The following is a 22665-nucleotide window of genomic DNA, read 5'->3' as shown; positions in this document are numbered from 1 at the left end:
CATGAGCGGAATTCTCGACGGCAAGAAGATTTTGATCACGGGCGTTCTGATGGAGTCCTCCATCGCGTTCCACGCGGCCAAGGTCGCGCAGGAGCAGGGCGCCGAGGTCATCCTCACCGCCTTCCCGCGGCCCACGCTCACCGAGCGCATCGCCAAGAAGCTGCCCAAGCCCGCCAAGGTCATCGAGCTGGACGTGACCAACCAGGAGCACCTGGACCGGCTCGCGGGCCTGGTCAAGGACGAGCTCGGCGGCCTCGACGGCGTCGTGCACTCCATCGGCTTCGCCCCGCAGGGTGCCTTCAACTTCCTCGAGGCGTCCTTCGACGACGTCGCGACGGCGATGCACGTCTCGGCGTACTCCCTGAAGTCGCTCACCATGGCCTGCCGGCCGCTGTTCGAGGGCGGCGCCTCGGTCGTCGGCCTCACCTTCGACGCGCAGTTCGCATGGCCCAAGTACGACTGGATGGGCCCGGCCAAGGCCGCCCTGGAGGCCACGAACCGCTACCTCGCCCGTGACCTGGGCAAGGAGGACATCCGCTGCAACCTGATCTCCGCGGGCCCGCTCGGCTCCATGGCGGCCAAGTCCATCCCGGGCTTCGCCGACCTCGCGGACGTCTGGAACACCCGCTCGCCGCTGAGCTGGGACATGGCGGACGCCGAGCCCGCGGGCCGCGGCATCGTCGCGCTGCTCTCGGACTTCTTCCCGAAGACCACGGGCGAGATCATCCACGTCGACGGCGGCGTGCACATGATGGGTGCCTGAGCAGGCATTTCGTACGTTCCTGACGCCCCGTCCCCCGTGTCTCGCGGGAGGCGGGGCGTCCCCCGTTCGGCCCACTGGCCAGGCGCGGCCGAGGCACAAGCGCGCACCCTGAGGTGTGCGCCCGTCACCTCCTGCGGTGCTCGCCGCTCTCACCCTGCTGATCGCCCTGCCGTACGGCGCCGCGTCGCATGCCGTCGGAGAGGCGAAGCCTCCACGCGCGCGCGTGGAGGTCGAGCCCCGGCCGTTCGGCGCGGAGTGCCGCACCAGGGTCAACGGCTCGGAGGTGGTCGTGCACTGCCACAACCCGTACCCCGAGACCGACCGGGTCCGGCTGCACGTGGAGTGCGAGCAGTGGTGGGACATCGACAGCGACGGCGTCTCCGTGGAGGCAGGGCCCGCCCAGACCGTGCGGCTCACCGGGCGGTGCTGGAAGGAGATCCGGTCCGTCTGGGTCAGTCACCAGAAGTGAACAGCTCCGGGCGGCACATGAACGGATAGGCGGCGGCCTCCCTGGCGGCCGCCTCGGCGTCGTTCTCCCGGATCGCGTCGACGAGCCGGGCGTGGTCCATGTGGCTCTCCACGGTCAGCTTCTCGCCGACGTCCTCGCGCAGCCAGTCCCGCATGACCTCGCCGAGGTCGGCGTACATCGCCGTCATCACGTCGTTGTGGGACGCGGCCACGACGGCCAGGTGGAAGGTCGCGTCGGCCGTCACGAAGGCCTCCGCGTCGCCCGACTCCCAGGCCTCCTCGCGCCGCTCCAGGAGGGCGTCGAGCTGCTTGAGGTCGCGCTCCGTGCGCCGCTGCGCGGCCAGCTTCGCCGCGCTCGACTCCAGGGTGCTGCGCAGCTCCGCGATGTGCCGCGGATCCGCGTCGGCGAACCTGCGCTGCATCACGCCGGCCAGTTCGCTCTCGGCGACCACATAGGTGCCCGAGCCCTGGCGGATGTCGAGGAGGCCGTTGTGCGCCAGGGCGCGGACCGCCTCGCGGACGGTGTTGCGTGCCACGCCGAGCAGCTCGACCAGCTCGGGTTCGGTGGGGATGCGGGAGCCGACCGGCCACTCTCCCGACGAGATCTGGTTGCGCAGCTCGGCGATGACCTGCTCGGAGAGCGCTGAGCGGTGCGGGGTGGTCAGCGGCATGACGTTCCTTCGTACGCGATGTGGCGGTGACAGGGGGAGCGGAGGCAGTGGTGTGACGGAAAACAGCGGCAAGGGATTGGACAGCCAATCATCCCATGATTCTATGATGGCCCCATGGCTAGTGAGGAATCCACGACGATGACACCGACACCGACACCGATACGTACCGACGCGGCGACCGGGGCAGCGGAGAAACAGCCCCCCACGCGCGCGTGGGCCACGCGTCTCGTCATCGTCGGCATCGTCCTGGCCGCCCTCAACCTCCGCCCGGCCATCACCAGCCTCGGCTCCCTCCTCGAAGAGGTGCGTGACGGGCTCGGCATGAGCGGCTCGCTCGCCGGACTGCTCACCTCCGTCCCGCCGCTCTGCTTCGCGGTCTTCGGAGTGATGGCGCCGCGCCTCGCCCGCCGGTTCGGCCCCAGCGCCGTGGTCTGCGCGGGCATGGTCGCGATCGCCACCGGCCTGGCGATCCGCCCCTTCCTCGGCGGCACCGCAGGCTTCCTCGCCGCGAGCGCGCTCGCCCTCATGGGCATCGCGGTCAGCAACGTCCTGATGCCGGTGATCGTCAAGCGCTGGTTCCCCGACCGGGTCGGCTCGATGACCGGGCTCTACTCGATGGCGCTCGCGCTCGGCACGTCGCTCGCCGCGGCCATCACGGTGCCCATGACCGATGCCCTGGGCGGCAGTTGGCAGTCCGGGCTCGCGGTGTGGGCGACGCTCGCCGTCGTCGCGGTCGTGCCGTGGGTGCCGCTCGTGCGGGACAAGAGTGCCGCGTCCGCCGCCCCGGAGCACGTCAGCTCCGAGGTGCGCCAGGAGGACGCGGGCCTGCGCATCACGCGCAGCCGTACGGCGTGGGCGCTTGCCGTGTTCTTCGGGCTCCAGGCGACCGCCGCGTACATCACGATGGGCTGGATCCCGCAGATCTTCCGTGACGCGGGTGTCCCGGCGGGGGAGGCCGGCGTGCTCCTCGCCGTCATCATGGCGATGGGCGTGCCGCTGGCCTTCGTCATCCCGCGGGTCGCCACACGGCTGCCGAACCAGGGCCCCGTGGTGGTCGTGCTCGGCGCCTGCGGACTCGCCGGTTACGCGGGTCTCTACCTCGCTCCGCAGGGCGGCGCCTGGGCCTGGGCCCTGCTGCTCGGCGTCTCCAACTGCGCCTTCCCGCTGGCCCTCACCATGGTCGGCATGCGGGCCAAGAGCAGCGTGGGCGTCGCCAAGCTGTCGGCCTTCGCGCAGAGCACCGGTTACCTGATCTCGATCCCGGGGCCGCTCCTGGTGGGCGTGCTCTACCAGCACAGCGGCGGCTGGGAGCTGCCGATCGCGCTCATGGCCGGTCTGATGGTGCCGCAGATCGTGGTGGGCATCCTGGCGGGCCGCAACCGCACGGTCGAGGACGAGGTCGCGGCGGCAGCCTGATGCGGGCAACGGCCGCTCCCGCGACTCGGGGGCGGCCGTTCGCGCGACCACGGCGGCCTTGCTCCCGTGACCCTGGCGGTGGTCGCTCCCGTGACCCCGGCGGGGGTCACTCTCGTAACCCCGGCGGCGACGCGTCGGACGAAGGGTGCGAGACTCTTCGCATGCCTGTGCTCGATCCGAACCCCCCGAACGGCCAGAAGAAGCTGCTCATCGTGTTTGGCGCGATGATCGGCATCACCGTGATCATCGGGATCATCGCCTCCATCGCCTCGCCGTGAACTGCCCCCGGCGGAGCGGATGGTGGGGCTAGCACCACCATCCCCTAGGGGGTCAGTGTCAGGGTCAAGTGGGTGGATCACCGGATGTGCTGAGGGTTGCCGGATCCGTACCTTCGAGATGTGGCCGCGAAGACGCGGCGCGCAGGACTCGAAGACCACGGAGGCGGCATGTCGGCCCGTTCGCACACTCGGTGCCACCCGGGAGCCCGCAAGGACTCCGCGAGCGTCGAGATCCAGCTTCCGTGGTGGGCCATCGCCCTGCCCGCCGTCGCCTTCGCCGCCCTGCTCCTGCTGATACTGAACCCCGCCGACGCACACGCGGCGAGCGGCGAGCCGGTGGTGACGCACGTGCTCGAGCGCATCCAGGAGACGGTCTTCCGTACGACCCCGTGACCTGCCCCTGACGGACGCGGTCACCCGTGCCGGGGGAGCGCGCCAACTCCTTGCGCCCGCTGCCGCCTTTCATGCGAAGCTGGGACGCATGAGCGTCGCAGAACCCCGCAGGATTGTCCTTTTCCGGCATGCGAAGGCCGACTGGCCGCAGGTGTCCGACCACGAGCGTCCGCTCGCGGAGCGCGGCCGGAAGGATGCCCCCGTCGCCGGGCGCAAGCTGGCCGACAGCGGCATCCCTTTCGACCTGGCCCTCTGCTCGACCGCCGCCAGGACCCGCGAGACATGGAAGCTCGCCGTCCATGAGCTGCCGCACAGGCCCAAGACCGTCTACGAGGAGCGGCTGTACGAGGCCTCTCCGGGCGAGCTGATCGCCGTGCTCAACGAAACCCCGGACGACGTACAGAACGTCGTGCTGATCGGCCACAACCCCGGAGTGCAGGGGCTCGCCGACATTCTCGCCGGGGACGCCGAGGGTGACGCCCGCACCCGGATGGACCGACGCGGCTTTCCGACCTCGGCCTTCGCCGTCCTGACGTACTCCGGCTCGTGGAAGGCCCTGGAGCCGGGAGTCGGCACGCTCGCCGACTACTGGGCGCCCTCCGAATAGGCCTCACCCGACGCACGTACGCCGACGGGCCCCGGAACCGCAGCGGTTCCGGGGCCCGTCGGCGTACGTGCGTCAGTCGGTGTGCGTGTCCGCCGCTTCGACCTCTTCGCGGGTGACGCCGAGGAGGTAGAGGACGGTGTCGAGGAACGGGACGTTCACCGCGGTGTGCGCGGCCTCGCGGACGAGGGGCTTGGCGTTGAAGGCGACACCGAGACCGGCCGCGTTCAGCATGTCGAGGTCGTTGGCGCCGTCGCCGATCGCGACGGTCTGCTCCAGCGGGACCCCGGCCTCCTCGGCGAAGCGGCGCAGCAGACGGGCCTTGCCCGCGCGGTCCACGATCTCGCCGGTCACCTTGCCGGTGAGCTTGCCGTCGACGATCTCCAGGGTGTTGGCCTGGGCGAAGTCGAGGCCGAGACGTTCCTTCAGATCATCGGTGACCTGGGTGAACCCGCCCGATACGACGCCCACTTGATAGCCGAGGCGCTTGAGCGTACGGATCAGGGTGCGGGCGCCGGGGGTGAGGCGGACCTCGGAGCGGACCTTGTCGACGACCGAGGCGTCGAGCCCGGCGAGGAGCTCCACGCGGGCGTGCAGCGACTGCTCGAAGTCCAGTTCGCCGCGCATCGCGGCCGCGGTGACCTCAGTGACCTCGTCCTCGCAGCCGGCGTGCGCCGCGAAGAGCTCGATCACCTCGTCCTGGATGAGGGTCGAGTCGACATCCATCACGACGAGCCGCTGGGCCCGGCGGTGCAGCCCCGAGGCGACGACGGCGACGTCCACGCCGAGCCGCGCGGCCTCCAGGGCGAGGGAGGTGCGCAGCGGCTCGGTCTCCGTGCCGGACACGGCGAACTCGACCGCTGTGACCGGGTACTTGGCGAGCCGGAAGATACGGTCGATGTTGCCGCCGGTGCCGGTGATGCTGGCGGCGATGGCGGCGGTCGACTCGGCGGTGAGCGGGTGGCCGAGCACGGTGACGTGGGAACGGCCGAGGCCACGCGGGCGGTTGTCACCGATGCCCGAGATGATCTCGGCCTGCATCTTCAGGGACTCGGCCCAGCTGTGCACGGTGGATCGCAGGTCACCCTCCAGGCCGGCCGGCGGCGCGGTCACGAGCGCGCACAGCACTATGCGGCCACGGGTGACGACCTGCTCGATGTCGACGACGTCGACGGAGTAGGCGGCGAGGGTGTCGAAGAGTCCAGCGGTGATTCCGGGACGGTCCTTGCCGAAGATCTTGACGAGGAGCGTGGGGACATCGGCGGGCTGCGGGGGCTGCGGAGCGCTCATGGTGAGCCCACCGTATCCGGCGGCGCGGCTCGGCCGCCGGGGTGGTCCGCGTGCCGGACACCTCCCGGTGGGGGGAGAGGGGCGGGTCTTCGTCTGCCGGCCGGTGGGGCGTTCCCGTCCCGCCCGCTTCGCGGCGACGCAGGAACGCCCCACCGCCAGGCGGAGAAGCGGCGCTACCGCCTCCCTCCGCCCGGAGGGCCCTGCCCCGGAGGCGGTGGCGGCGGGGGAGGCGGCGGTGGCCAGTCGCCGTCGCCCGAGGAACGGGGCCGCGGCCTCGGCTGCGGGGGAGGCATGATCGGCCCCACCTGTGTCGGCGCCCCGGAGACATCGCGCGGCGGCCGGAGGTAGGGGTTCGTGTCAGGGTTCGCGGGCCGGTAGGGATCGCTGGGGCTGTACGGCCCCGCAGCAGGGGTCGCCACCTCCGCCGGCGGCACCGCCTCACGCACCTCCCCGGCGAGGGCGAACGGCGCGACCCGACCGCCCGCAGCCCCACTGGCCACAGCAAGCACCGCCCCCACCGCCCCCGCACCCACGCCCCACGCCGCCCCGAGAAGCACCGCCGCCCCCAGCTGCCCGTGCAGCTCGATCCCCGCCCCGAACGCGTCGAAGCCGAGCACCGAGAGTGAGGCATCCGCGGACACTCCCGTCAGCCACACCATCAACGGCAGTGCGAGCGCCGTCACCACGCCGAGCCGCACGGCGCACTGCCCCGCGAACCTCAGAGCTCCCGTCTCGCCACGTAAGTAGGGAGTGCGGACAGCCGTGAGCACCCCCGCGAAGAGGATCATCAGGGCCGCCGCGACGCCCAGGAGCCAGACCCTGCTGTCGAGTTCGGCGAGCCGCCCCAGCGTCACCGCCTCGGTCCCCGAGCCGCCCGACCCCGACAGGAAGTCGTCCAGCGGATCGGGAAGGAGCTTCGCCAGCTCACCCGTCGCCTCGCCGTCCCACGGCACGAAGAGCCCGATCGGCACCCCGAGCCACACCCCGTTCGGGGCCCCGAGCAGCGCGGCGCCCGCGATCCGCTTGGGATGCGCGTCGCCGATCATCGCGTACAGCGCCGCCGCGAGCCCGGCGACCACCGCCATGAGCACCACCGTGACCAGCGCGGACGTCGCGGGCCGCAGCACGCGGTGCACGGCGTCCCACCCGCCCGGCAGCGGCGTACGACGTGAGGCGAGCAGCGCGATCAGCAGGACGCCGGTCACCCACACCGCGCCGCCGAGCAGCGTCGGGCCCGTGTCCACGGTGAAGCCGACCGCCGCCTTCGCCTGCGCGAGGTCGCCGAGCCGGTCGGGCAGCAGACCGCCGATGTCACCGAGCCCGTCGGGGAGTTTGTCCGTGATGTCGTCAGGGAGCTGGTCGATCCCCTCGTCGATGCCCTTGTCGATCCCCAGCTGGTCGCCGTCGATCGTGATGATGTCGTGACCCGCCCATGCCAACCCGCCGAGCATCGCCAGAAAGAGGGCGATCACGGCGCCCGCGCGCGCCGCCAGTTCGGCGGCCGTGATCGCAACTCCCGTCCCGCGCAAGGAACGTAGGAAAAAATACGCAAGGAGGACCGCGCCCGCGAGGCCCACGCCCAGCGGCGCGATGTCGATCGCGGTGGTCGCCTCGGCACCTTCGAGTCCGAACGCCGATACGTCACCGGACGGCGTGACCGAGCCGCCCGCGCCCAGCGCCACCACAGCCGCCGTCATCGGCCCCAGTGACCCCACCGCGTCCGCGCCGAGGAGGTGCAGGCCGAGCGCGGCCGTACCGGCCATGCCGACAAGAGCCCAGCTCACGGCGGCGATCGCGGACAGCAGCACATCGCCCCACCGCACACCCCGGTCTTCGGCCCGTTTCCCGCCGGTCTCCATGAAGGACCCCCCGACTCGCACCGCGTCGCCCCATTCGTACGGGATGTGTGCAATGCGCATGATCCGTACGCACTCATGGGCGGTTACTACTCTCCGGGGCGGTTTCTGCCCCGTCAACGGGGCGGTCGCTCAGGCCCGTACGCAGTCTTCACAAGGCCCGACTTTCGGTCAGAGGCCTCCGCCTGAAATAGTTCCTCCCGATGTTCGACATCCCTAGACTCCCCATGACGGGGGCTAGCTCGGGGGACAACTCAGTGGGGCTGGAGTGCCGGAACTCGTACTGGAATTGAATGGAAGGACCTGGACGCTCGATCCATCCAGGTCGTACACCCTCGGACGTGATCCGCAGGGAGATCTCGCGCTTGACGACGCCAGGGTGTCCTGGCGTCACGCCACGATCAGCTGGAGCGGCCGCAGTTGGGTCATCGAGGACCACGGCAGCACCAACGGCACCTTTGTGCAGGGCCAGCGGATCCACCAGATGGAAATCGGCCCCGGCTCGGCGGTGAACCTCGGCAACGCGACCGACGGTCCGCGGCTGAATGTGTCGGGCAGTGCCTCCGGCGCCGCCGCCGTTTCCGCACCGCAGCAGGCCGCTCAGCAGGCACCCGCTCATCAGGTGCCGCAACACCAGGCGCAGCAGCAGGGCGGACCCGGCTGGGCCGCTCAGGCATCCCAGCAGCAGGCAGCCCAGCCGCAGGCGCCGCAGTACCAGGCGCAGCAGCAGATGCCCCAGCAGCAGGGCTGGCAGCAGCCACAGCAGCAGGCTCAGCACCAGCAGCCCCAGCAACCGCAGGTCCCGCAGCAGCAGGGCCCCGGTGCGGGTTCCGGCGGTGTCGCGGGGGCCCCGCCGGTCTACGGAGACCGCAGCCCGACGACGTTCCACCAGCTCGCGCTCGGCCGCAAGATGCGCATCGGCCGCGCCCTGGAGAACGAACTGGTCGTCTCCGACCTCCAGGTCTCCCGCCACCACGCCGAGTTCACGGCCACTCCGGACGGCCGCTTCGAGATCCACGACCTCGGCTCGCACAACGGCACGTACATCAACGGTCAGCCGGTCGCGAAGTCGGGCACGGCCCTCATCGGCCCGAACGACATCGTCAGCGTCGGTCACTCGACGTTCCGGCTCGTCGGCGACCGGCTCGAGGAGTTCGTCGACACCGGTGAGATCTCCTTCTCCGCGCGCCACCTCACGGTGACGGTCGACGGCGGCAAGGACATCCTCAAGGACGTCTCCTTCGGCGTCCCGGAGAAGTCGCTCATCGCGGTCATCGGCCCCTCGGGCTCCGGAAAGTCCACCCTGCTCAAGGCGCTCACCGGCTACCGGCCCGCCAACAAGGGTGACGTCCTCTACGACAACCGGAACCTGTACAAGCAGTTCGCCGAGCTGCGCCAGCGCATCGGTCTGGTCCCGCAGGACGACATCCTGCACAAGGAACTGACCGTCAAGAAGGCGCTCAAGTACGCCGCCAAGCTGCGCTTCCCCTCGGACACCAGCGAGCAGGAGCGCGAGCAGCGCATCGACGAGGTCCTGCGCGAGCTGAAGCTGGACATCCACAAGGAGAAGAAGGTCACTTCCCTCTCCGGTGGCCAGCGCAAGCGTGTGTCGGTGGCCCTCGAGCTGCTCACGAAGCCGTCGCTGATCTTCCTGGACGAGCCGACCTCCGGCCTCGACCCGGGCATGGACCGCGACGTCATGCAGCTCCTGCGCGGCCTCGCCGACGACGGCCGTACGGTCCTGGTCGTCACGCACTCGGTCGCCGAGCTCGCGATCTGCGACAAGCTCCTGGTGATGGCGCCGGGCGGCTCGGTCGCGTACTTCGGTCCGCCGGAGGAAGCGCTCAACTTCTTCGGCTACCAGACGTGGGCCGACGTCTTCTCGGCGTTCGAGAACTACCGCGACTACGACTGGGCGGGCCGCTGGAAGGGCTCGCAGCACTACCAGATGTACGCCGCCGACATCGACGCCGTGGCCCCGCAGTCCGTCCACATGCCGCCTCCGCAGGCGATCAGGCCGCCCAAGCCGCAGGGCTGGGGCTCGCAGCTGTGGACCCTCATCCGCCGCTACAGCTCGGTGATCGCGTCCGACAAGGGCTTCCTGGGTCTGATGGTGATCCTGCCCGCCGTCCTCGGCATCGTCAGCGTCGTCATCCCCGCCGACTTCGGGCTCGGCCCGCCCAAGCCGCCGTCGAAGTTCAACGGCGACGCCGGCACGATCATGCTGATCCTCGCGGTCGGCATGTGCTTCTCCGGCGCGGCCAACTCCGTACGTGAGCTGATCAAGGAACGGGTCATCTACGAACGGGAGCGGGCCACCGGTCTGTCCCGCTCGGCGTACCTGATGTCCAAGGTCATCGTCCTCGGCGTGATCACGGCCTTCCAGGGCGTCATCATCTGCGGCATCGGCTTCGCCACGCGCGACATGCCGGAAGAGGGCCTGATCATGCCCCCGGCCGTCGAGATCTGCCTGGTCATCATCGCCCTGGGCTTCACCTCGATGATGTTCGGCCTGGTGATCTCCTCGCTGGTGAAGACCGCCGAGAAGACCATGCCGCTCCTGGTGATGTTCGCGATCGTCCAGGTCGTCTTCACGGGCGTGCTCTTCCAGGTCTACGGCTCGCCGGGCCTGGAACAGTTCGCCTGGCTGATGCCCTCGCGCTGGGCCATCGCCGGTGCGGGCTCCACGCTTGACCTGGCGCACCTCATGCCGCCGTGGGACCCGAAGAAGCCGGGCGACCTCGACCCGCTGTGGGAGCACACGGCCGGGCAGTGGGGCATGAACATCACGATCCTGCTCCTGATCGGCATCGCCTGCGGCTTCGCGGTCGCGCGACTGCTGCGCCGCCACGAGCCCGAGGTCATGCGCAAGTAAGCAGCTGCCCGCGGGCAGACGAGAAGGGCGGCACCCCGTGCGGGGTGCCGCCCTTCGGCGTCTGTGGAGCCTCGGCGAAGAGGTCCGTTGATCAGGGATCAGGCTCAGTAGGCGCCGTTCACGTTGTCCATCGAGCCGTACCGGTCGGCCGCGTAGTTGGCCGCGGCCGTGATGTTGGCGACCGGGTCGTAGATGTTCGTGGACGTGCCCTCGACGTGGTACGCGTTGAACGTCGGCTGGATGACCTGGAGCAGGCCGACGGACGGGGTGCCGTTGATGGCGTTGATGTCCCAGCCGTTCTTGGCGTTCGGGTTGCCCGAGGACTCACGGATGATGTTGCGGTGCAGGCCCTCGTAGGAACCGGGGATGCCCTTGGACTTCATGATGTCCAGGGACTGGCGGATCCAGCCGTCGAGGTTGTTGGCGTAGACCGGCTTGCGCGCGGCGGCACGGCTCGCGGCTTCCTTGGCCTTGCGGTCGGCCTCGGCCTTCTTCTTGGCGGCGGCCTGCTCGTCGGCCTTCTTCTTCGCGGCGGCGTCGGCCGCGGCCTTCGCCTTCGCGGCAGCGGCGTCCTTCGCCTGCTTGTCGACGGCGGTGTGCTGCTTGATGACACCGGCCTCGACGGCCTGCTGGGCGTCGGCGTTCTGCTTGAAGGCCACCGGGGCGGCCTCGACGCTCTGCGTCTGGGTTCCGGCATCGGCACTGCCCGGCACGAGGGAGAACGCGAGGGCAGCGGCGCCGAGCGTGGCGACACCGGCGATCGTGAACTTCTGGGTCTTGGTCGGCGCGGGGCGACTATGACCGGGGGTGCTGAGCTTGGACATGGGAGATGGACCTCTTCGAATCGCGGAGGTCGCTCTGGCCGGCGGGGACATTGCTTACCCGGCACAAACGCCGCGGTGCGAGACCGCGGCGCCGAGCGACGGGTGCAATTCTTAGCGGCCGCAAAATTCTGTGGCAAAGCAGTGACGTACGAAGCCAGGTAGTGGATCAGGGGGTGCGCCGTACCCTTTGACGGCATTGCACCGCCGCGCATAAAGGGATATTGCATCCACTAGGAGACTTCGTACGTGACGTGCGTCCTATGCGCGGGCTCACATCGAACACGTAACAGCCTCACCAACAGTTGCCGTCGCAACTCTCTGCGTGAGCAGCATCCTCCGGAAGGAGGAGATGCACGTCGCCGAACTCGTGCCACAGGTAGAGACGGCGTACCGCCTCCGCATAACCCCGGTCCACCGCGGCCCGGCCCGCGATCGCCTCCAGCATCAGCAGATGCGAGGCCTGCGGCTCGTGCAGCCCCGTGAGCAGCCCGTCCACCACGCGCACGCCACGCTCGGGCGTCACCACGAGTTCCGTACGGCCCGCCGCCGCCCGGACCACCCCGTCGGACCCCGTGGCGGACTCGACGGCGCGCACGGCCGTCGTGCCGACCGCGATGACCCGCCCGCCACCCACCCTCGCGGCATTGACGAGCCGCGCCGAAGCCTCGGGCACCTCGAAGAGCTCGGGATACGGAGGCTCGTGCGCCTCGGGTGAGGCCACCCCCGTATGCAGCGTGACCGGCGCGAACTGCACACCCCGGCTCACCAGGCGCGCCACCAGGCCCGCGGTGAACGGCCGGGCCGCGCTCGGCATCTCCGCGCTGCCCGTCCCGTCGGCGGACGGCAGCGCGAACACGGTCTGGTGGGCGGAGAGGGGCTGATCCCTCTCTGTATAGGAGTAGCGGATGGGGCGCCCGTGCCGCCGCAGCAGCGCGGGCACGTCGGCCGACACCCTGGCCCACCACAACCGCCCGCTCCCCGGGGCCAGCGGCTCGTCGAGAACGAGGTGTACGTCACCGGGGAGCCGCACGACTGAATCCGCGGGCCCGCCCGCGCGCGCCCGCGTGGTGCCCCGGCCGTCCGGATCCCGCAACTCGACGGCCCACCGTCCGTCGTCGCCCCGCGTCGAGAAATGCACCACCACGCGCGCGTGCCTTGCGGTTCCGTCGGCCGTGACTGTTCCGTCGACCGCGGCGGGCAGCGTCTGTGAGGTGTTCACGATCAGCAGGTCCCCGGCCCGCAGGAGTACGGGCAGGTCGGCGAACGCGTGATGCGAGACCTCCGTCCCGCGCGACACGAGCAGCCGCACCGCGTCCCTGCCGAGCCCCTGGCCCCGCTGCTCGGCGGGGATACGGGCCGACAGCTCATCGGGCACCCGCACGGCCAGTGTCATCGGAGGTCCAGGAGAGAGGAGGCGGCGTAGCGCCCACTGGCAGGCCGCTCGTCGAGGAGCCGCAGGAAGGCCGGCGCCACCGTCTCCGGCGACGGCCGCCCCGAGAAGTCGTCGTCGTCCGGAACGGCCGCCTCGTAGAGATCGGTCCGCATGTCACCGGGATCGACCGCCCACACCCTGATCCCCGGCTCCTCCCCGGCAAGGACCGCCGACAGATGATCGAGAGCGGCCTTGGACGCTCCGTACCCGCCCCACGTCTCGTACGGCTCGACGGCCGCGTCCGAGCTGACGTCGACCACCGCCCCCGCCCCCGAGGCCCGCAACAGGGGCAGCGCCCCCTGGACCAGCCCCAGAGCGGCCACCACATTGGTCTCCAGAGCCTGCCGCAGCCCGTCGAGCGTGAGCCCTTCCAGGCGTACGAGAGGCTCCGCGCCCAGCGCGCTCGCGTTGTTCACCAGGAGATCGAGACCGCCCAGCTTGTGCGCCGCGGCCACCAGATCAGCCCGGTGCGCGGCATCCGTGACATCCCCGGCGATGGCCTCCACGCGCGTGCCGCGCCCCGCCAGGTCCCGTGCGGCCTCATCGAGCGCGGATGCCGTTCTCGCGTCGAGCACCAGATCCCACCCCCGCTCGGCGAGCGCCGCGCCCAGCGCACGCCCGAGTCCCTTCGAAGCCCCCGTGATGATCGCTACCGGCATGACATCCGTCCCCTCGGGTCGCCCAGCAGCCGCTTCTCCAGCGGATGCCCTCACGGTAGGAACGGACCCGCCCCCGGCGCCTCGTGCGCGGGCCGCAACGGCTCAGGGCCCTTGGGCCTACGCCCACGGGCCTAGGCGGCGGCCGCCACAGGTCCGATACGCGCTGTCACACCCCGCCGGTACGGTGAGGCCATGAGCCAAGGTCATCGGTCCGGCCTGAACGCGGTGAGCTCCGCGCTTCTCGCCATGAGCAGACAGCTCGAGGTGCGCGACGTCCTCAAGACGATCGTCGTCTCGGCCCGCGAACTGCTCGACGCGGAGTACGCGGCGCTCGGCGTCCCGGACGACCACGGCGGCTTCGCCCAGTTCGTCGTGGACGGCGTCAGCGACGAGCAGTGGCGTGCCATCGGTCCCCTGCCGCGTCAGCACGGCATCCTCGCCGCGATGCTGCGCAAGGCCGAGCCCGAGCGCCTCGCCGACGTGCGCAAGGACCCGCGCTTCGAGGGCTGGCCGTCCGCCCACCCGGACATGTCGGACTTCCTGGGCCTGCCGATCCGGTACGGGGAAGAGACACTCGGCGCGCTCTTCCTCGCCAACAAGACCTGTCCCAAGCCGGACGGCGGCTGCGGCTTCACCGCCGAAGACGAAGAGCTGCTCTCGATCCTCGCCCAGCACGCCGCGATCGCCCTCACGAACGCCCGGCTCTACGAACGCAGCCGCGAGCTGACCATCGCCGAGGAGCGCTCGCGCCTCGCCCACGAACTGCACGACGCCGTCAGCCAGAAGCTGTTCTCGCTGCGCCTGACGGCCCAGGCCGCGGCCGCACTGGTGGACCGCGACCCCTCGCGCGCCAAGGGCGAACTCCAGCAGGTGGCCGCGCTCGCGGCCGAGGCCGCGGACGAACTGCGCGCCGCCGTCGTGGAGTTGCGCCCCGCCGCCCTGGACGAGGACGGCCTGGTGGCCACCTTGCGCACGCACACGCAGGTCCTCGACCGTGCGCACTCCGCCCAAGTCACCTTCGAGAGCGGCACTGTTCGCGCGCTGCCCGCCGCCCAGGAGGAGGCGGTGCTGCGCGTCGCCCAGGAGGCACTGCACAATGCCCTGCGCCACTCCGGCGCGGAACACGTGTGCGTGACCCTGGTGCGGCGCGGCACGGGAGCCGTGCTGAGCGTCACGGACGACGGCAGCGGCTTCGACCCGCGCGCGATCCGCCGCGCGGGGCGGCACTTGGGCCTGGTCTCCATGCGGGACCGGGCCGGCGGGGTCGGCGGACGGCTGACCGTGGAATCGGAGCCCGGAAAGGGCACGACGATCGAGATGGAGGTTCCCGGTGGCTGACGCTGTGTTCCATCCGAAGACAGGGATCCGGGTGCTGTTGGTCGACGACCACCAGGTGGTCCGCCGCGGTCTGCGTACGTTCCTCGAGGTGCAGGACGACATCGAGGTCGTGGGCGAGGCGTCGGACGGCGCCGAAGGGGTCGAGCAGGCCGAGAAGTTGAAGCCGGACGTCGTCCTCATGGACGTCAAGATGCCGGGCATGGACGGCGTCGAGGCGCTGCGCAAGCTCCGCGAACTGGCCAACCCCGCGCGCGTGCTCATCGTCACCAGCTTCACCGAGCAGCGCACGGTCGTCCCGGCCCTGCGCGCGGGCGCCGCGGGGTATGTCTACAAGGACGTCGACCCGGAGGCCCTGGCGGGCGCCATCCGCTCCGTGCACGCGGGGCACGTGCTCCTCCAGCCCGAGGTGGCGGGGGCGCTGCTCTCCCAGGAGGAGTCCAACACCGGGCAGGGAAGGGGTGGTTCGCTCACCGAGCGGGAGCGCGAGGTCCTGGGGCTCATCGCCGACGGTCGCTCGAACCGTGAGATCGCGCGTGCCCTGGTGCTCTCCGAGAAGACCGTCAAGACCCACGTGTCGAACATCCTGATGAAGCTGGACCTCGCCGACCGCACCCAGGCCGCGCTGTGGGCCGTACGACATGGTGTGACCGGCTGATCCACGCTCCGGCGCACTCCGTCAACCCACAATGCGGACCGTCGCGTTCCGGACTGAGATTCATACCGTCGTGTGGATGTCCCCCGTTTGGCGCAACCTGTGCGTCGCCCGGCCGTTCTCCAGTGCGTGCTGCGGCGGCTGGCCGCAGCGATCGCTAGGAGGGTCCAGAAGTGAAGAACCTGAAGAAGGCCGCTGCTGTCACGATGGTGGCGGGTGGCCTCGTCGTCGCCGGTGCCGGTCTCGCCTCTGCCACGGACGGTGCGCAGGCCAACGGCAAGGCCGTGAAGTCGCCGGGCGTCGGCTCGGGCAACCTCGTCCAGGCGCCGGTGCACGTCCCCGTGAACGCCGTGGGCAACACCGTGTCCGTCATCGGCGCCCTCAACCCGGCCTTCGGCAACCTCGGCGTCAACCACTGACGCACCCCGAAGCCGCGGCCCCGGGGCAAGCCCCGGGGCCGCGGACTGCGCCCCAAAGGGGCGCGGGGAACTGCGCGATCAGCTACGACGGTGCCGCAGTCGACAGTCTCTCCGGAACAAACGGCCCCGGAGCCACGGCCGCCCCCGGGCAGCGGGGCTCAGCCCCGCTCCCGCTCCTCCACGTAAGCGTTGTACGCAGCCACCTGCGCCCGCCGAGCCGTCCGCTCCACGGGGCGCAACGCCGCCCCCCTCGCCGCCATCTCCGAGGCGCTCACAGCGCCGCCGTGGCCGTTCTCGTACGCCACCGAGATCAGCAGGCCGACTCGCTGGGCCAGCTCCAACACCCGTACCGCGCGCGGCGGATATCCCGGCGCCAGGGCCTCGCGCCCCCGCTCCGCCCGCGCCCGGTACGCGTCAACCGCGGCCTCGGCGACCGGCCCCGAGCCGGCCACGTCGAGCCGCGAGAGCACCTCCGTCGCATCCCGCAGCGCCTCCGCGAGCTCGCGCTCCGCCTCGCTCAGCGAGGGCACGTCGGCGGGCGGCGCCTCCCGTACGGGCAGGCAGTGCCAGAGGACCTCCACGTGCACATCGCCCTCGGGGCCCGCCTCGGACACCTCGGGCACAAGGCCGTACGGCGCCCCGTAGGCGACGACCGCCTCCTCCGCGTCCAGGGCCCGCGCGTTGAAGGCGGGCGGCCCGCTCAGGCCGAGCGGATGGCCCGGCGCGGGCAGCGCGACCCGCAGTCCGGTCACCCCGAGCGTGCGCAGTCTTCCGAGTGCGAGCGTGAGACCGACGGGCCCCGACTCGCCGGGGAGGCCTTCGACCCGGTGCACGGCGTCGTCGCCGACCATCGCGAGCACCGCGTCATCCGGCGAGACAAGTCCGGCAAGCAGGGCATTTCCCCATGCCGCCAAGCGTCCTGAGCGTGGTTCCGAGAGCATGCGTACAGCCTAAGGACCGGGCTAAGGGCTGGAGTGCCCGACCGGTGGCGTAGGTTTTCTCCCAGGGGATTGCGTCCACAGACGCGAGCGACAGCCGAGACTGACATTGGGAGACAACGCGCTCATGAGCGATGTACTGGAGCTGGAGGACGTATCCGTGGTCCGCGAGGGCCGGGCTCTGGTGGACCAGGTCTCCTGGTCGGTCAAGGAGGGGGAGCGCTGGGTCATCCTCGGCCCGAACGGCGCGGGCAAGACCACCCTCCTGAACGTCGCGTCCAGCTACCTCTACCCGAGCACCGGTACCGCCACCATTCTCGGCGAGACCCTGGGCAAGCCCGGCACGGACGTCTTCGAACTCCGACCGCGCATCGGCGTCGCCGGCATCGCGATGGCCGAGAAGCTGCCCAAGGGCCAGACCGTGCTCCAGACGGTGCTCACGGCCGCGTACGGCATGACGGCCGGCTGGCACGAGGACTACGAGGACATCGACGAGCAGCGCGCCCGCGCCTTCCTCGACCGCCTCGGGATGACCGACTACCTGGAGCGCAAGTTCGGCACCCTCTCCGAGGGAGAGCGCAAGCGCACCCTGATCGCGCGCGCCCTGATGACCGACCCCGAGCTGCTCCTCCTGGACGAGCCCGCCGCGGGCCTCGATCTCGGTGGCCGCGAAGACCTCGTACGCCGCCTCGGCCGTCTCGCCCGCGACCCGATCGCCCCCTCGATGATCATGGTCACGCACCACGTCGAGGAGATCGCCCCCGGCTTCACCCACGTCCTGATGATCCGTCAGGGCAAGATCATGGCCGCGGGCCCGCTGGAGCTCGAACTGACCTCCCGGAACCTCTCGCTCTGCTTCGGACTGCCCCTGGTGGTCGAGGAGCGCGGCGAGCGCTGGAGCGCGCAGGGCCTCCCGCTCGGCTGACACCGGCGCGAACTCCCGCGCCCGCTCCGGCCGATAGATCACGTGCCCTGTGCGGGAAGGTCCCGCGGTCCTACCATGACCATGTGGACATCGACGCATGGGTGTGGTGGCTGATCGGCGCCGCCGCGCTCGGAATCCCGCTCGTACTGACCGCGATGCCGGAGTTCGGCATGCTCTCCGTGGGCGCCGTCGCGGGCGCCGTGACCGCGGGCCTCGGCGGCGGCATCGTGCTCCAAGTCGTCGTCTTCGCCGCGGTGTCGGTCGCGCTCATCGCGGTCGTACGCCCCGTGGCGGCGCGGCATCGAGCTCAACGGCCCGAACTGGCCACGGGAGTGGAGGCGTTGAAGGGCAAGACGGCTGTCGTCCTGGAACGTGTCGACGCCTCCGGGGGACGGATCAAGCTCGCCGGCGAGATCTGGTCGGCCCGCGCACTCGACACCGCGCAGAGCTTCGAGGCGGGGCGCGAGGTGGATGTCGTCGAAATCGACGGAGCGACGGCCATCGTCATGTGAATCGACCACGGGGTGTGCGGCGGTCTGACAGACTCGAGCAGCAAGATCTTCGCCGACCCGCGTTCCGGCTCTGCGGATCTTCCGGGAACACCGAGGCAAGAGGGGTACGGGGAACAACGATGCAACCAATCATCATCGTCCTGATCATTCTGGTGGTGCTGGTCTTCATCGCCCTGATCAAGACGATCCAGGTCATCCCGCAGGCCAGCGCGGCGATCGTCGAGCGCTTCGGCCGCTACACACGGACGCTGAATGCGGGCCTGAACATCGTCGTCCCGTTCATCGACTCGATCCGCAACCGCATCGACCTCCGCGAACAGGTCGTCCCGTTCCCGCCCCAGCCGGTGATCACCCAGGACAACCTCGTGGTGAACATCGACACGGTCATCTACTACCAGGTGACCGACGCCCGCGCCGCGACGTACGAAGTCGCCAGCTACATCCAGGCGATCGAGCAGCTCACCGTCACCACGCTGCGCAACATCATCGGTGGCATGGACCTCGAGCGGACCCTGACCTCCCGCGAGGAGATCAACGCGGCGCTGCGCGGCGTCCTCGACGAGGCGACCGGCAAGTGGGGCATCCGCGTCAACCGCGTCGAGCTCAAGGCCATCGAGCCGCCGACCTCCATCCAGGACTCGATGGAGAAGCAGATGCGCGCCGACCGCGACAAGCGCGCCGCGATCCTCCAGGCCGAAGGTGTACGGCAGTCGGAGATCCTGCGCGCGGAAGGCGAGAAGCAGTCCGCGATCCTGCGCGCCGAAGGTGAGGCCAAGGCCGCGGCTCTGCGCGCGGAGGGCGAGGCCCAGGCGATCCGTACGGTCTTCGAGTCCATCCACGCCGGAGACCCGGACCAGAAGCTGCTCTCCTACCAGTACCTCCAGATGCTCCCGAAGATCGCCGAGGGCGACGCGAACAAGCTCTGGATCGTGCCCAGCGAGATCGGCGACGCCCTCAAGGGCCTCGGCGGCGCGCTCGGCAACTTCAACCCCATGGGCGGCGGCTCGGGCGGCGCCCCCAAGGAGCGCCGCGAACAGCCGCCGATCGACTGAGCGCCCCGTAGGGGCGCGGGACTGTCACATATGCGGCTCCACCGCGTGGCCGCGCTCAGCCAAGAACAACGTGCACGCGGCTACGCGGCCGACTGCGCCAGCCACTTCGGCAGTGAGGCTATGCCGTCCCTGCCCAGAGCGAGCAGCATCGCGTCCGCAGGAGTCGGCTCAAAGGGCTGCCGCAACAAGGGCATTCCCGCCTCCTCCGGCGTACGGTCCGCCTTGCGGTGATTGTCCGTCGCGCACGAAGCAACCGTGTTCAGCCAGGAGTCCGTACCGCCCTGCGCCCGCGGTACCACGTGGTCCACGGTCGTCGCCCGCTTCCCGCAGTACGCGCACCTGTGCTGGTCCCGCACGAGCACACCCCGCCGCGACCAGGGAGCCCGTCTTCGGAACGGCACCCGTACGTACCTGCAGAGCCTGATCACCCGTGGCACCGGTATCTCTACCGCCGCCGCGCGCACACGGAGTCCGGGGTGGGCCTGCTCGACGACGGCCTTGTCGCTGAGGACCAGCACGACGGCACGGTTCAGCGTCACCGTCGACAGCGGCTCGAAGCTCGCGTTCAGTACCAGCGTGTCCCGCATTTCGCCCACCTCCCGTATGCACACCGACCCACCCCCTGGCGGGCTGGGATCAACTCTCGCCGGGCGCGCCGAGATGGACAACGCAATAAAAAATGCCCGCCCCTGATCACTTCCATGACCAGGGGCGGGCAAACGTTCCGTGAACGCTCAGCTACTACGCGGGAGCGGCGTACTCGGCGAGCACCTGTGCCCGCCCGATCGTGTGGAACCGGAGGTTGAATCCGATGACGGCGGGCGAGGCGTCGGAGTCCGGGCCGAGCTTCTCCTGGTCCACCGCGTACACGGTGAACACATAGCGGTGCGCCGGGTCACCGGGCGGTGGCGCGGCGCCCCCGAATTCCTTCGTCCCATAGTCGTTGCGCACCTGGACCGCACCCTCGGGCAGGCCTTCGAACTTGCCGCTGCCCGCACCGGTGGGCAGTTCCGTCACCGACACCGGGATGTCGATGACGGACCAGTGCCAGAACCCGCTGCCCGTGGGGGCGTCCGGGTCGAAGCACGTCACGGCGAAGCTCTTGGTCTCCGGCGGGAAGCCTTCCCACCGCAGGTGCGGCGAGGTGTTCCCGGCCGCATGGACCTGAGCGTCCTTAAGGACCGCCCCCGGCTCGAAATCCTCGCTCACGACCGTGAACGACGGCACGGGCGGATGGAAGTCATGGGGAAGCGGCGGCCTCTTGAGCTCGGTCACGTCGGCACCTCCTGGTTGGTTCCTGATCGGCGGTAGCTCTGCAGCTCTTCCGTTCCGAGCCTAGAACCAGTTGCGCTTGCTGCCGACCTGGGAGAGCCACTCGTTGAGGTACGCCGCCCAGTCCGTGCCCTGGAAGTCGTTGAGCCCGACCTTGAAGGAGCGGAACGAGTCGCTGCCCTCACTGAAGAGGCCCGGCTTCTTGTCCATCTCCAGGATGACGTCCATCTCGCGGTCGTCGGCCACGAAGCTCAACTCGACCTGGTTCAGGCCGCGGTACTGCTGCGGCGGGAAGAACTCGATCTCCTGGTAGAACGGCAGCTTCTGGCGCGTGCCGCGGATGTGGCCGCGCTCCATGTCCGCGCTCTTGAAGCGGAAGCCCAGCTGGATGAAGGCGTCCAGGATGGCCTGCTGCGCCGGCAGCGGGTGCACGTTGACCGGGTCCAGGTCACCGGAGTCCACGGCCCGCGCGATCTCGAGCTCGGTGGTCACGCCGATGTTCATCCCGCGCAGCTGCTGCCCGTCGATGGACGTGATCGGCGTCTCCCACGGGATCTCGAGGCCGAACTGCACCGCGTGCACCTGGCCGGCCTTGAGCGTGAAGGCCCCGCCGAGCCGCACCTTGGTGAACTCGATGTCCTGCTTCGTCTCCTGGTCGGCGCCCTCGACCTCGACCCGCGCCTGCAGACCGACGGACAGACCCTCGATCTCCTGGTCGACGGACCCGCCCTCGATCCGTACCTCACCCTGGACCACGCCACCGGGTACGACGTTGACCTCGGTCAGCACCGTCTCCACCGACGCACCGCCGGCACCCAGGCTCGCAAGCAGCTTCTTGAACCCCATGACTCTCCTCCCCCAGGCCCCGCCTGTGGTTCGACTCGACTTCAATCCTTGATCCATACAAACGCGGTGAACCCACGTCCGGTTCCGCGCCTCACCCTGGCAATCCGTCCGGCCGGTGACCAGCCACCCGTACAGACCGTCTCCCAGACCGTCTCCGTTAGTCTCGGACGCCATGATCGAGGCCCCTGACCGTACGCCCCTCACACGAGACTTCTTCGAGCGCCCTGTCCTCGATGTCGCCCCGGATCTCCTGGGCCGCATCCTCGTCCGCACCTCACCGGACGGTCCGATCGAGCTGCGCCTGACAGAGGTGGAGGCGTACGCAGGCGAGGCCGATCCCGGATCACACGCCTATCGCGGACCCACCGCCCGCAACAGCGTGATGTTCGGTCCGCCCGGACACGCGTACGTCTACTTCACCTACGGAATGTGGCACTGCCTCAACGTGGTGTGCGGACCGGAGGGAATGGCGAGCGGAGTGCTGCTCCGGGCCGGGGAGATCACGACCGGCGCCGAGATCGCCCGCAAGCGTCGACTCTCGGCCCGCAACGACAGGGAACTGGCCAAAGGCCCGGCGCGCCTGGCCACAGCCCTTGACGTGGACCGAAGCCTGAACGGCCTCGACCTCTGCGCGGACGAGGACTCTCCCCTCACCCTCCTTACGGGCGCCCCCGTCCACCCCGACCAGGTCAGCAACGGCCCCCGCACGGGAGTCGGCGGCGATGGATCCGTCCACCCCTGGCGCTTCTGGACCCCCAACGACCCGACTGTGAGCCCTTATCGGGCCCATACGCCCCGACGCCGCCGAACTTGACGCGGCCCATGGGGGACCGTAATGTAGCCCGAGCCGCTTGACCCGGGTACGGCGTTCTGCCAGCAGCCGGAAGCGGCCAACCACTACCTACGACTTCCCCCCAGCGGGGGCTTATTTCGCATGCTCGCATGCCGGAATTCGAACCCGCGGAACTCGATTATGAGTTGCAGAGGGAATCCGCTAACGTAGTGAGCACGCCGAAAGGCAAAGGCCCTCCAACGGCCACTGGAAATGAAATCCGAACCGGGAACGGAACGGAAAACGGATCTGGTAGGGTTGGAAACACGAAATACCGAAGGGAAGCGCCCGGAGGAAAGCCCGAGAGGGTGAGTACAAAGGAAGCGTCCGTTCCTTGAGAACTCAACAGC

At 70.0% G+C, this 22665-nt stretch carries 24 protein-coding genes; 14 read left to right on the top strand and 10 right to left on the bottom strand.

Annotated features, from left to right (window positions below; translation table 11 throughout):
• The first annotated feature begins 1 nt into the window (after position 1).
• Complete coding sequence (fabI, locus tag AC5P1C_RS11995; protein ID WP_493865741.1) at positions 2-763, top strand: enoyl-ACP reductase FabI; 762 nt, start codon at positions 2-4, stop codon at positions 761-763.
• A gap of 136 nt (positions 764-899) precedes the next feature.
• The gene (locus tag AC5P1C_RS11990; protein WP_493865740.1) at positions 900-1232 is read left to right on the top strand and encodes a hypothetical protein; all 333 of its coding nucleotides are present in this window, start codon (positions 900-902) and stop codon (positions 1230-1232) included.
• Here AC5P1C_RS11990 and AC5P1C_RS11985 read toward each other — a convergent pair.
• Positions 1216-1902, bottom strand: coding sequence for a FadR/GntR family transcriptional regulator (locus AC5P1C_RS11985; protein WP_493865739.1), 687 nt, complete (start codon positions 1900-1902; stop codon positions 1216-1218). The genes AC5P1C_RS11990 and AC5P1C_RS11985 overlap by 17 nt on opposite strands.
• A 114-nt stretch (positions 1903-2016) precedes the next feature.
• On the opposite strand from AC5P1C_RS11985, the gene AC5P1C_RS11980 reads away from it, so the two are divergent.
• The 4 genes from AC5P1C_RS11980 to AC5P1C_RS11965 all read left to right on the top strand — a co-directional run bounded on the left by AC5P1C_RS11980 (position 2017) and on the right by AC5P1C_RS11965 (position 4596).
• Entirely contained in the window at positions 2017-3318 is a 1302-nt protein-coding gene (locus AC5P1C_RS11980) for a CynX/NimT family MFS transporter (protein WP_493865738.1), read from the top strand.
• 161 nt (positions 3319-3479) lie between these two features.
• Entirely contained in the window at positions 3480-3596 is a 117-nt protein-coding gene (locus tag AC5P1C_RS11975) for an SGM_5486 family transporter-associated protein (RefSeq protein WP_493865737.1), read from the top strand.
• 120 nt (positions 3597-3716) lie between these two features.
• On the top strand, positions 3717-3989 hold the full coding sequence (locus AC5P1C_RS11970) for a hypothetical protein (protein ID WP_493865736.1): 273 nt from the start codon (positions 3717-3719) through the stop codon (positions 3987-3989).
• An 88-nt stretch (positions 3990-4077) separates the two neighbouring features.
• Positions 4078-4596 (top strand): SixA phosphatase family protein, encoded by a 519-nt coding sequence (locus tag AC5P1C_RS11965; RefSeq protein ID WP_493865735.1) that lies wholly within the window; start codon positions 4078-4080, stop codon positions 4594-4596.
• 72 nt (positions 4597-4668) lie between these two features.
• On the opposite strand, the gene serB is transcribed toward AC5P1C_RS11965, so the two are convergent.
• Positions 4669-5883, bottom strand: a complete 1215-nt coding sequence (gene serB, locus AC5P1C_RS11960) for a phosphoserine phosphatase SerB (RefSeq protein WP_493865734.1) — start codon at positions 5881-5883, stop codon at positions 4669-4671.
• 173 nt (positions 5884-6056) lie between these two features.
• Positions 6057-7742: a streptophobe family protein gene (locus AC5P1C_RS11955; protein ID WP_493866049.1), complete on the bottom strand. Its 1686-nt coding sequence runs from the start codon at positions 7740-7742 to the stop codon at positions 6057-6059.
• Between the two features lie 265 nt (positions 7743-8007).
• Here AC5P1C_RS11955 and AC5P1C_RS11950 point away from each other — a divergent pair, with 265 nt between their 5' ends.
• On the top strand, positions 8008-10614 hold the full coding sequence (locus AC5P1C_RS11950) for an ABC transporter ATP-binding protein/permease (protein ID WP_493865733.1): 2607 nt from the start codon (positions 8008-8010) through the stop codon (positions 10612-10614).
• A 104-nt stretch (positions 10615-10718) separates the two neighbouring features.
• Here AC5P1C_RS11950 and AC5P1C_RS11945 read toward each other — a convergent pair whose 3' ends face one another.
• The 3 genes from AC5P1C_RS11945 to AC5P1C_RS11935 form a co-directional block, all read right to left on the bottom strand.
• Complete coding sequence (locus AC5P1C_RS11945) at positions 10719-11438, bottom strand: transglycosylase SLT domain-containing protein (RefSeq protein WP_493865732.1); 720 nt, start codon at positions 11436-11438, stop codon at positions 10719-10721.
• A gap of 292 nt (positions 11439-11730) precedes the next feature.
• The gene (locus AC5P1C_RS11940) at positions 11731-12831 is read right to left on the bottom strand and encodes an S-adenosylmethionine:tRNA ribosyltransferase-isomerase (protein WP_493865731.1); all 1101 of its coding nucleotides are present in this window, start codon (positions 12829-12831) and stop codon (positions 11731-11733) included.
• Entirely contained in the window at positions 12828-13529 is a 702-nt protein-coding gene (locus AC5P1C_RS11935) for an SDR family NAD(P)-dependent oxidoreductase (RefSeq protein ID WP_493865730.1), read from the bottom strand. The genes AC5P1C_RS11940 and AC5P1C_RS11935 overlap by 4 nt, the downstream gene beginning before the upstream one ends.
• Positions 13530-13721: 192 nt before the next feature.
• Here AC5P1C_RS11935 and AC5P1C_RS11930 point away from each other — a divergent pair, with 192 nt between their 5' ends.
• The 3 genes from AC5P1C_RS11930 to AC5P1C_RS11920 all read left to right on the top strand — a co-directional run bounded on the left by AC5P1C_RS11930 (position 13722) and on the right by AC5P1C_RS11920 (position 15938).
• Positions 13722-14867 (top strand): GAF domain-containing sensor histidine kinase, encoded by a 1146-nt coding sequence (locus tag AC5P1C_RS11930; protein ID WP_493865729.1) that lies wholly within the window; start codon positions 13722-13724, stop codon positions 14865-14867.
• Entirely contained in the window at positions 14860-15522 is a 663-nt protein-coding gene (locus AC5P1C_RS11925) for a response regulator (RefSeq protein WP_493865728.1), read from the top strand. The genes AC5P1C_RS11930 and AC5P1C_RS11925 overlap by 8 nt, the downstream gene beginning before the upstream one ends.
• A 170-nt stretch (positions 15523-15692) precedes the next feature.
• Complete coding sequence (locus tag AC5P1C_RS11920) at positions 15693-15938, top strand: chaplin (RefSeq protein WP_493865727.1); 246 nt, start codon at positions 15693-15695, stop codon at positions 15936-15938.
• Positions 15939-16096: 158 nt separating this feature from the next.
• Here AC5P1C_RS11920 and AC5P1C_RS11915 read toward each other — a convergent pair whose 3' ends face one another.
• Positions 16097-16879: an Rv1486c family protein gene (locus tag AC5P1C_RS11915; protein ID WP_493865726.1), complete on the bottom strand. Its 783-nt coding sequence runs from the start codon at positions 16877-16879 to the stop codon at positions 16097-16099.
• 124 nt (positions 16880-17003) lie between these two features.
• Here AC5P1C_RS11915 and AC5P1C_RS11910 point away from each other — a divergent pair, with 124 nt between their 5' ends.
• The 3 genes from AC5P1C_RS11910 to AC5P1C_RS11900 all read left to right on the top strand — a co-directional run bounded on the left by AC5P1C_RS11910 (position 17004) and on the right by AC5P1C_RS11900 (position 19365).
• Positions 17004-17801, top strand: a complete 798-nt coding sequence (locus AC5P1C_RS11910; protein WP_493865725.1) for an ABC transporter ATP-binding protein — start codon at positions 17004-17006, stop codon at positions 17799-17801.
• Positions 17802-17884: 83 nt separating this feature from the next.
• The gene (locus AC5P1C_RS11905; protein ID WP_493865724.1) at positions 17885-18313 is read left to right on the top strand and encodes an NfeD family protein; all 429 of its coding nucleotides are present in this window, start codon (positions 17885-17887) and stop codon (positions 18311-18313) included.
• Between the two features lie 119 nt (positions 18314-18432).
• A complete protein-coding gene (locus AC5P1C_RS11900; protein WP_249590768.1) occupies positions 18433-19365 on the top strand; it encodes an SPFH domain-containing protein in 933 nt (310 codons plus the stop codon).
• Positions 19366-19445: 80 nt separating this feature from the next.
• Here the strand turns inward: AC5P1C_RS11900 and AC5P1C_RS11895 are convergent, their stop codons facing one another.
• The 3 genes from AC5P1C_RS11895 to AC5P1C_RS11885 form a co-directional block, all read right to left on the bottom strand.
• On the bottom strand, positions 19446-19952 hold the full coding sequence (locus tag AC5P1C_RS11895; RefSeq protein WP_493865723.1) for an HNH endonuclease: 507 nt from the start codon (positions 19950-19952) through the stop codon (positions 19446-19448).
• A 154-nt stretch (positions 19953-20106) separates the two neighbouring features.
• Positions 20107-20640 (bottom strand): YbhB/YbcL family Raf kinase inhibitor-like protein, encoded by a 534-nt coding sequence (locus tag AC5P1C_RS11890; protein ID WP_493865722.1) that lies wholly within the window; start codon positions 20638-20640, stop codon positions 20107-20109.
• Between the two features lie 60 nt (positions 20641-20700).
• Positions 20701-21483: a sporulation protein gene (locus tag AC5P1C_RS11885; RefSeq protein WP_493865721.1), complete on the bottom strand. Its 783-nt coding sequence runs from the start codon at positions 21481-21483 to the stop codon at positions 20701-20703.
• A gap of 172 nt (positions 21484-21655) precedes the next feature.
• Here AC5P1C_RS11885 and AC5P1C_RS11880 point away from each other — a divergent pair, with 172 nt between their 5' ends.
• Positions 21656-22297, top strand: coding sequence for a DNA-3-methyladenine glycosylase (locus tag AC5P1C_RS11880; protein ID WP_493865720.1), 642 nt, complete (start codon positions 21656-21658; stop codon positions 22295-22297).
• Positions 22298-22665: the final 368 nt, after the last annotated feature.

This window comes from Streptomyces sp. A18 (assembly GCF_059026065.1).
This window is presented reverse-complemented; position numbering and strand designations above follow the sequence as displayed.

Coding starts and splice junctions, on each gene's coding strand:
- AC5P1C_RS11980 (WP_493865738.1), top strand. CDS start 2,017: ATGGCTAGTGAGGAATCCACGACGATGACACCGACACCGACACCGATA.
- AC5P1C_RS11940 (WP_493865731.1), bottom strand. CDS start 12,831: ATGACACTGGCCGTGCGGGTGCCCGATGAGCTGTCGGCCCGTATCCCC.
- AC5P1C_RS11915 (WP_493865726.1), bottom strand. CDS start 16,879: ATGCTCTCGGAACCACGCTCAGGACGCTTGGCGGCATGGGGAAATGCC.
- AC5P1C_RS11965 (WP_493865735.1), top strand. CDS start 4,078: ATGAGCGTCGCAGAACCCCGCAGGATTGTCCTTTTCCGGCATGCGAAG.
- AC5P1C_RS11945 (WP_493865732.1), bottom strand. CDS start 11,438: ATGTCCAAGCTCAGCACCCCCGGTCATAGTCGCCCCGCGCCGACCAAG.
- AC5P1C_RS11955 (WP_493866049.1), bottom strand. CDS start 7,742: ATGGAGACCGGCGGGAAACGGGCCGAAGACCGGGGTGTGCGGTGGGGC.
- AC5P1C_RS11985 (WP_493865739.1), bottom strand. CDS start 1,902: ATGCCGCTGACCACCCCGCACCGCTCAGCGCTCTCCGAGCAGGTCATC.
- fabI (WP_493865741.1), top strand. CDS start 2: ATGAGCGGAATTCTCGACGGCAAGAAGATTTTGATCACGGGCGTTCTG.
- AC5P1C_RS11885 (WP_493865721.1), bottom strand. CDS start 21,483: ATGGGGTTCAAGAAGCTGCTTGCGAGCCTGGGTGCCGGCGGTGCGTCG.
- AC5P1C_RS11900 (WP_249590768.1), top strand. CDS start 18,433: ATGCAACCAATCATCATCGTCCTGATCATTCTGGTGGTGCTGGTCTTC.
- AC5P1C_RS11935 (WP_493865730.1), bottom strand. CDS start 13,529: ATGCCGGTAGCGATCATCACGGGGGCTTCGAAGGGACTCGGGCGTGCG.
- AC5P1C_RS11930 (WP_493865729.1), top strand. CDS start 13,722: ATGAGCCAAGGTCATCGGTCCGGCCTGAACGCGGTGAGCTCCGCGCTT.
- serB (WP_493865734.1), bottom strand. CDS start 5,883: ATGAGCGCTCCGCAGCCCCCGCAGCCCGCCGATGTCCCCACGCTCCTC.
- AC5P1C_RS11910 (WP_493865725.1), top strand. CDS start 17,004: ATGAGCGATGTACTGGAGCTGGAGGACGTATCCGTGGTCCGCGAGGGC.
- AC5P1C_RS11895 (WP_493865723.1), bottom strand. CDS start 19,952: ATGCGGGACACGCTGGTACTGAACGCGAGCTTCGAGCCGCTGTCGACG.
- AC5P1C_RS11880 (WP_493865720.1), top strand. CDS start 21,656: ATGATCGAGGCCCCTGACCGTACGCCCCTCACACGAGACTTCTTCGAG.
- AC5P1C_RS11975 (WP_493865737.1), top strand. CDS start 3,480: ATGCCTGTGCTCGATCCGAACCCCCCGAACGGCCAGAAGAAGCTGCTC.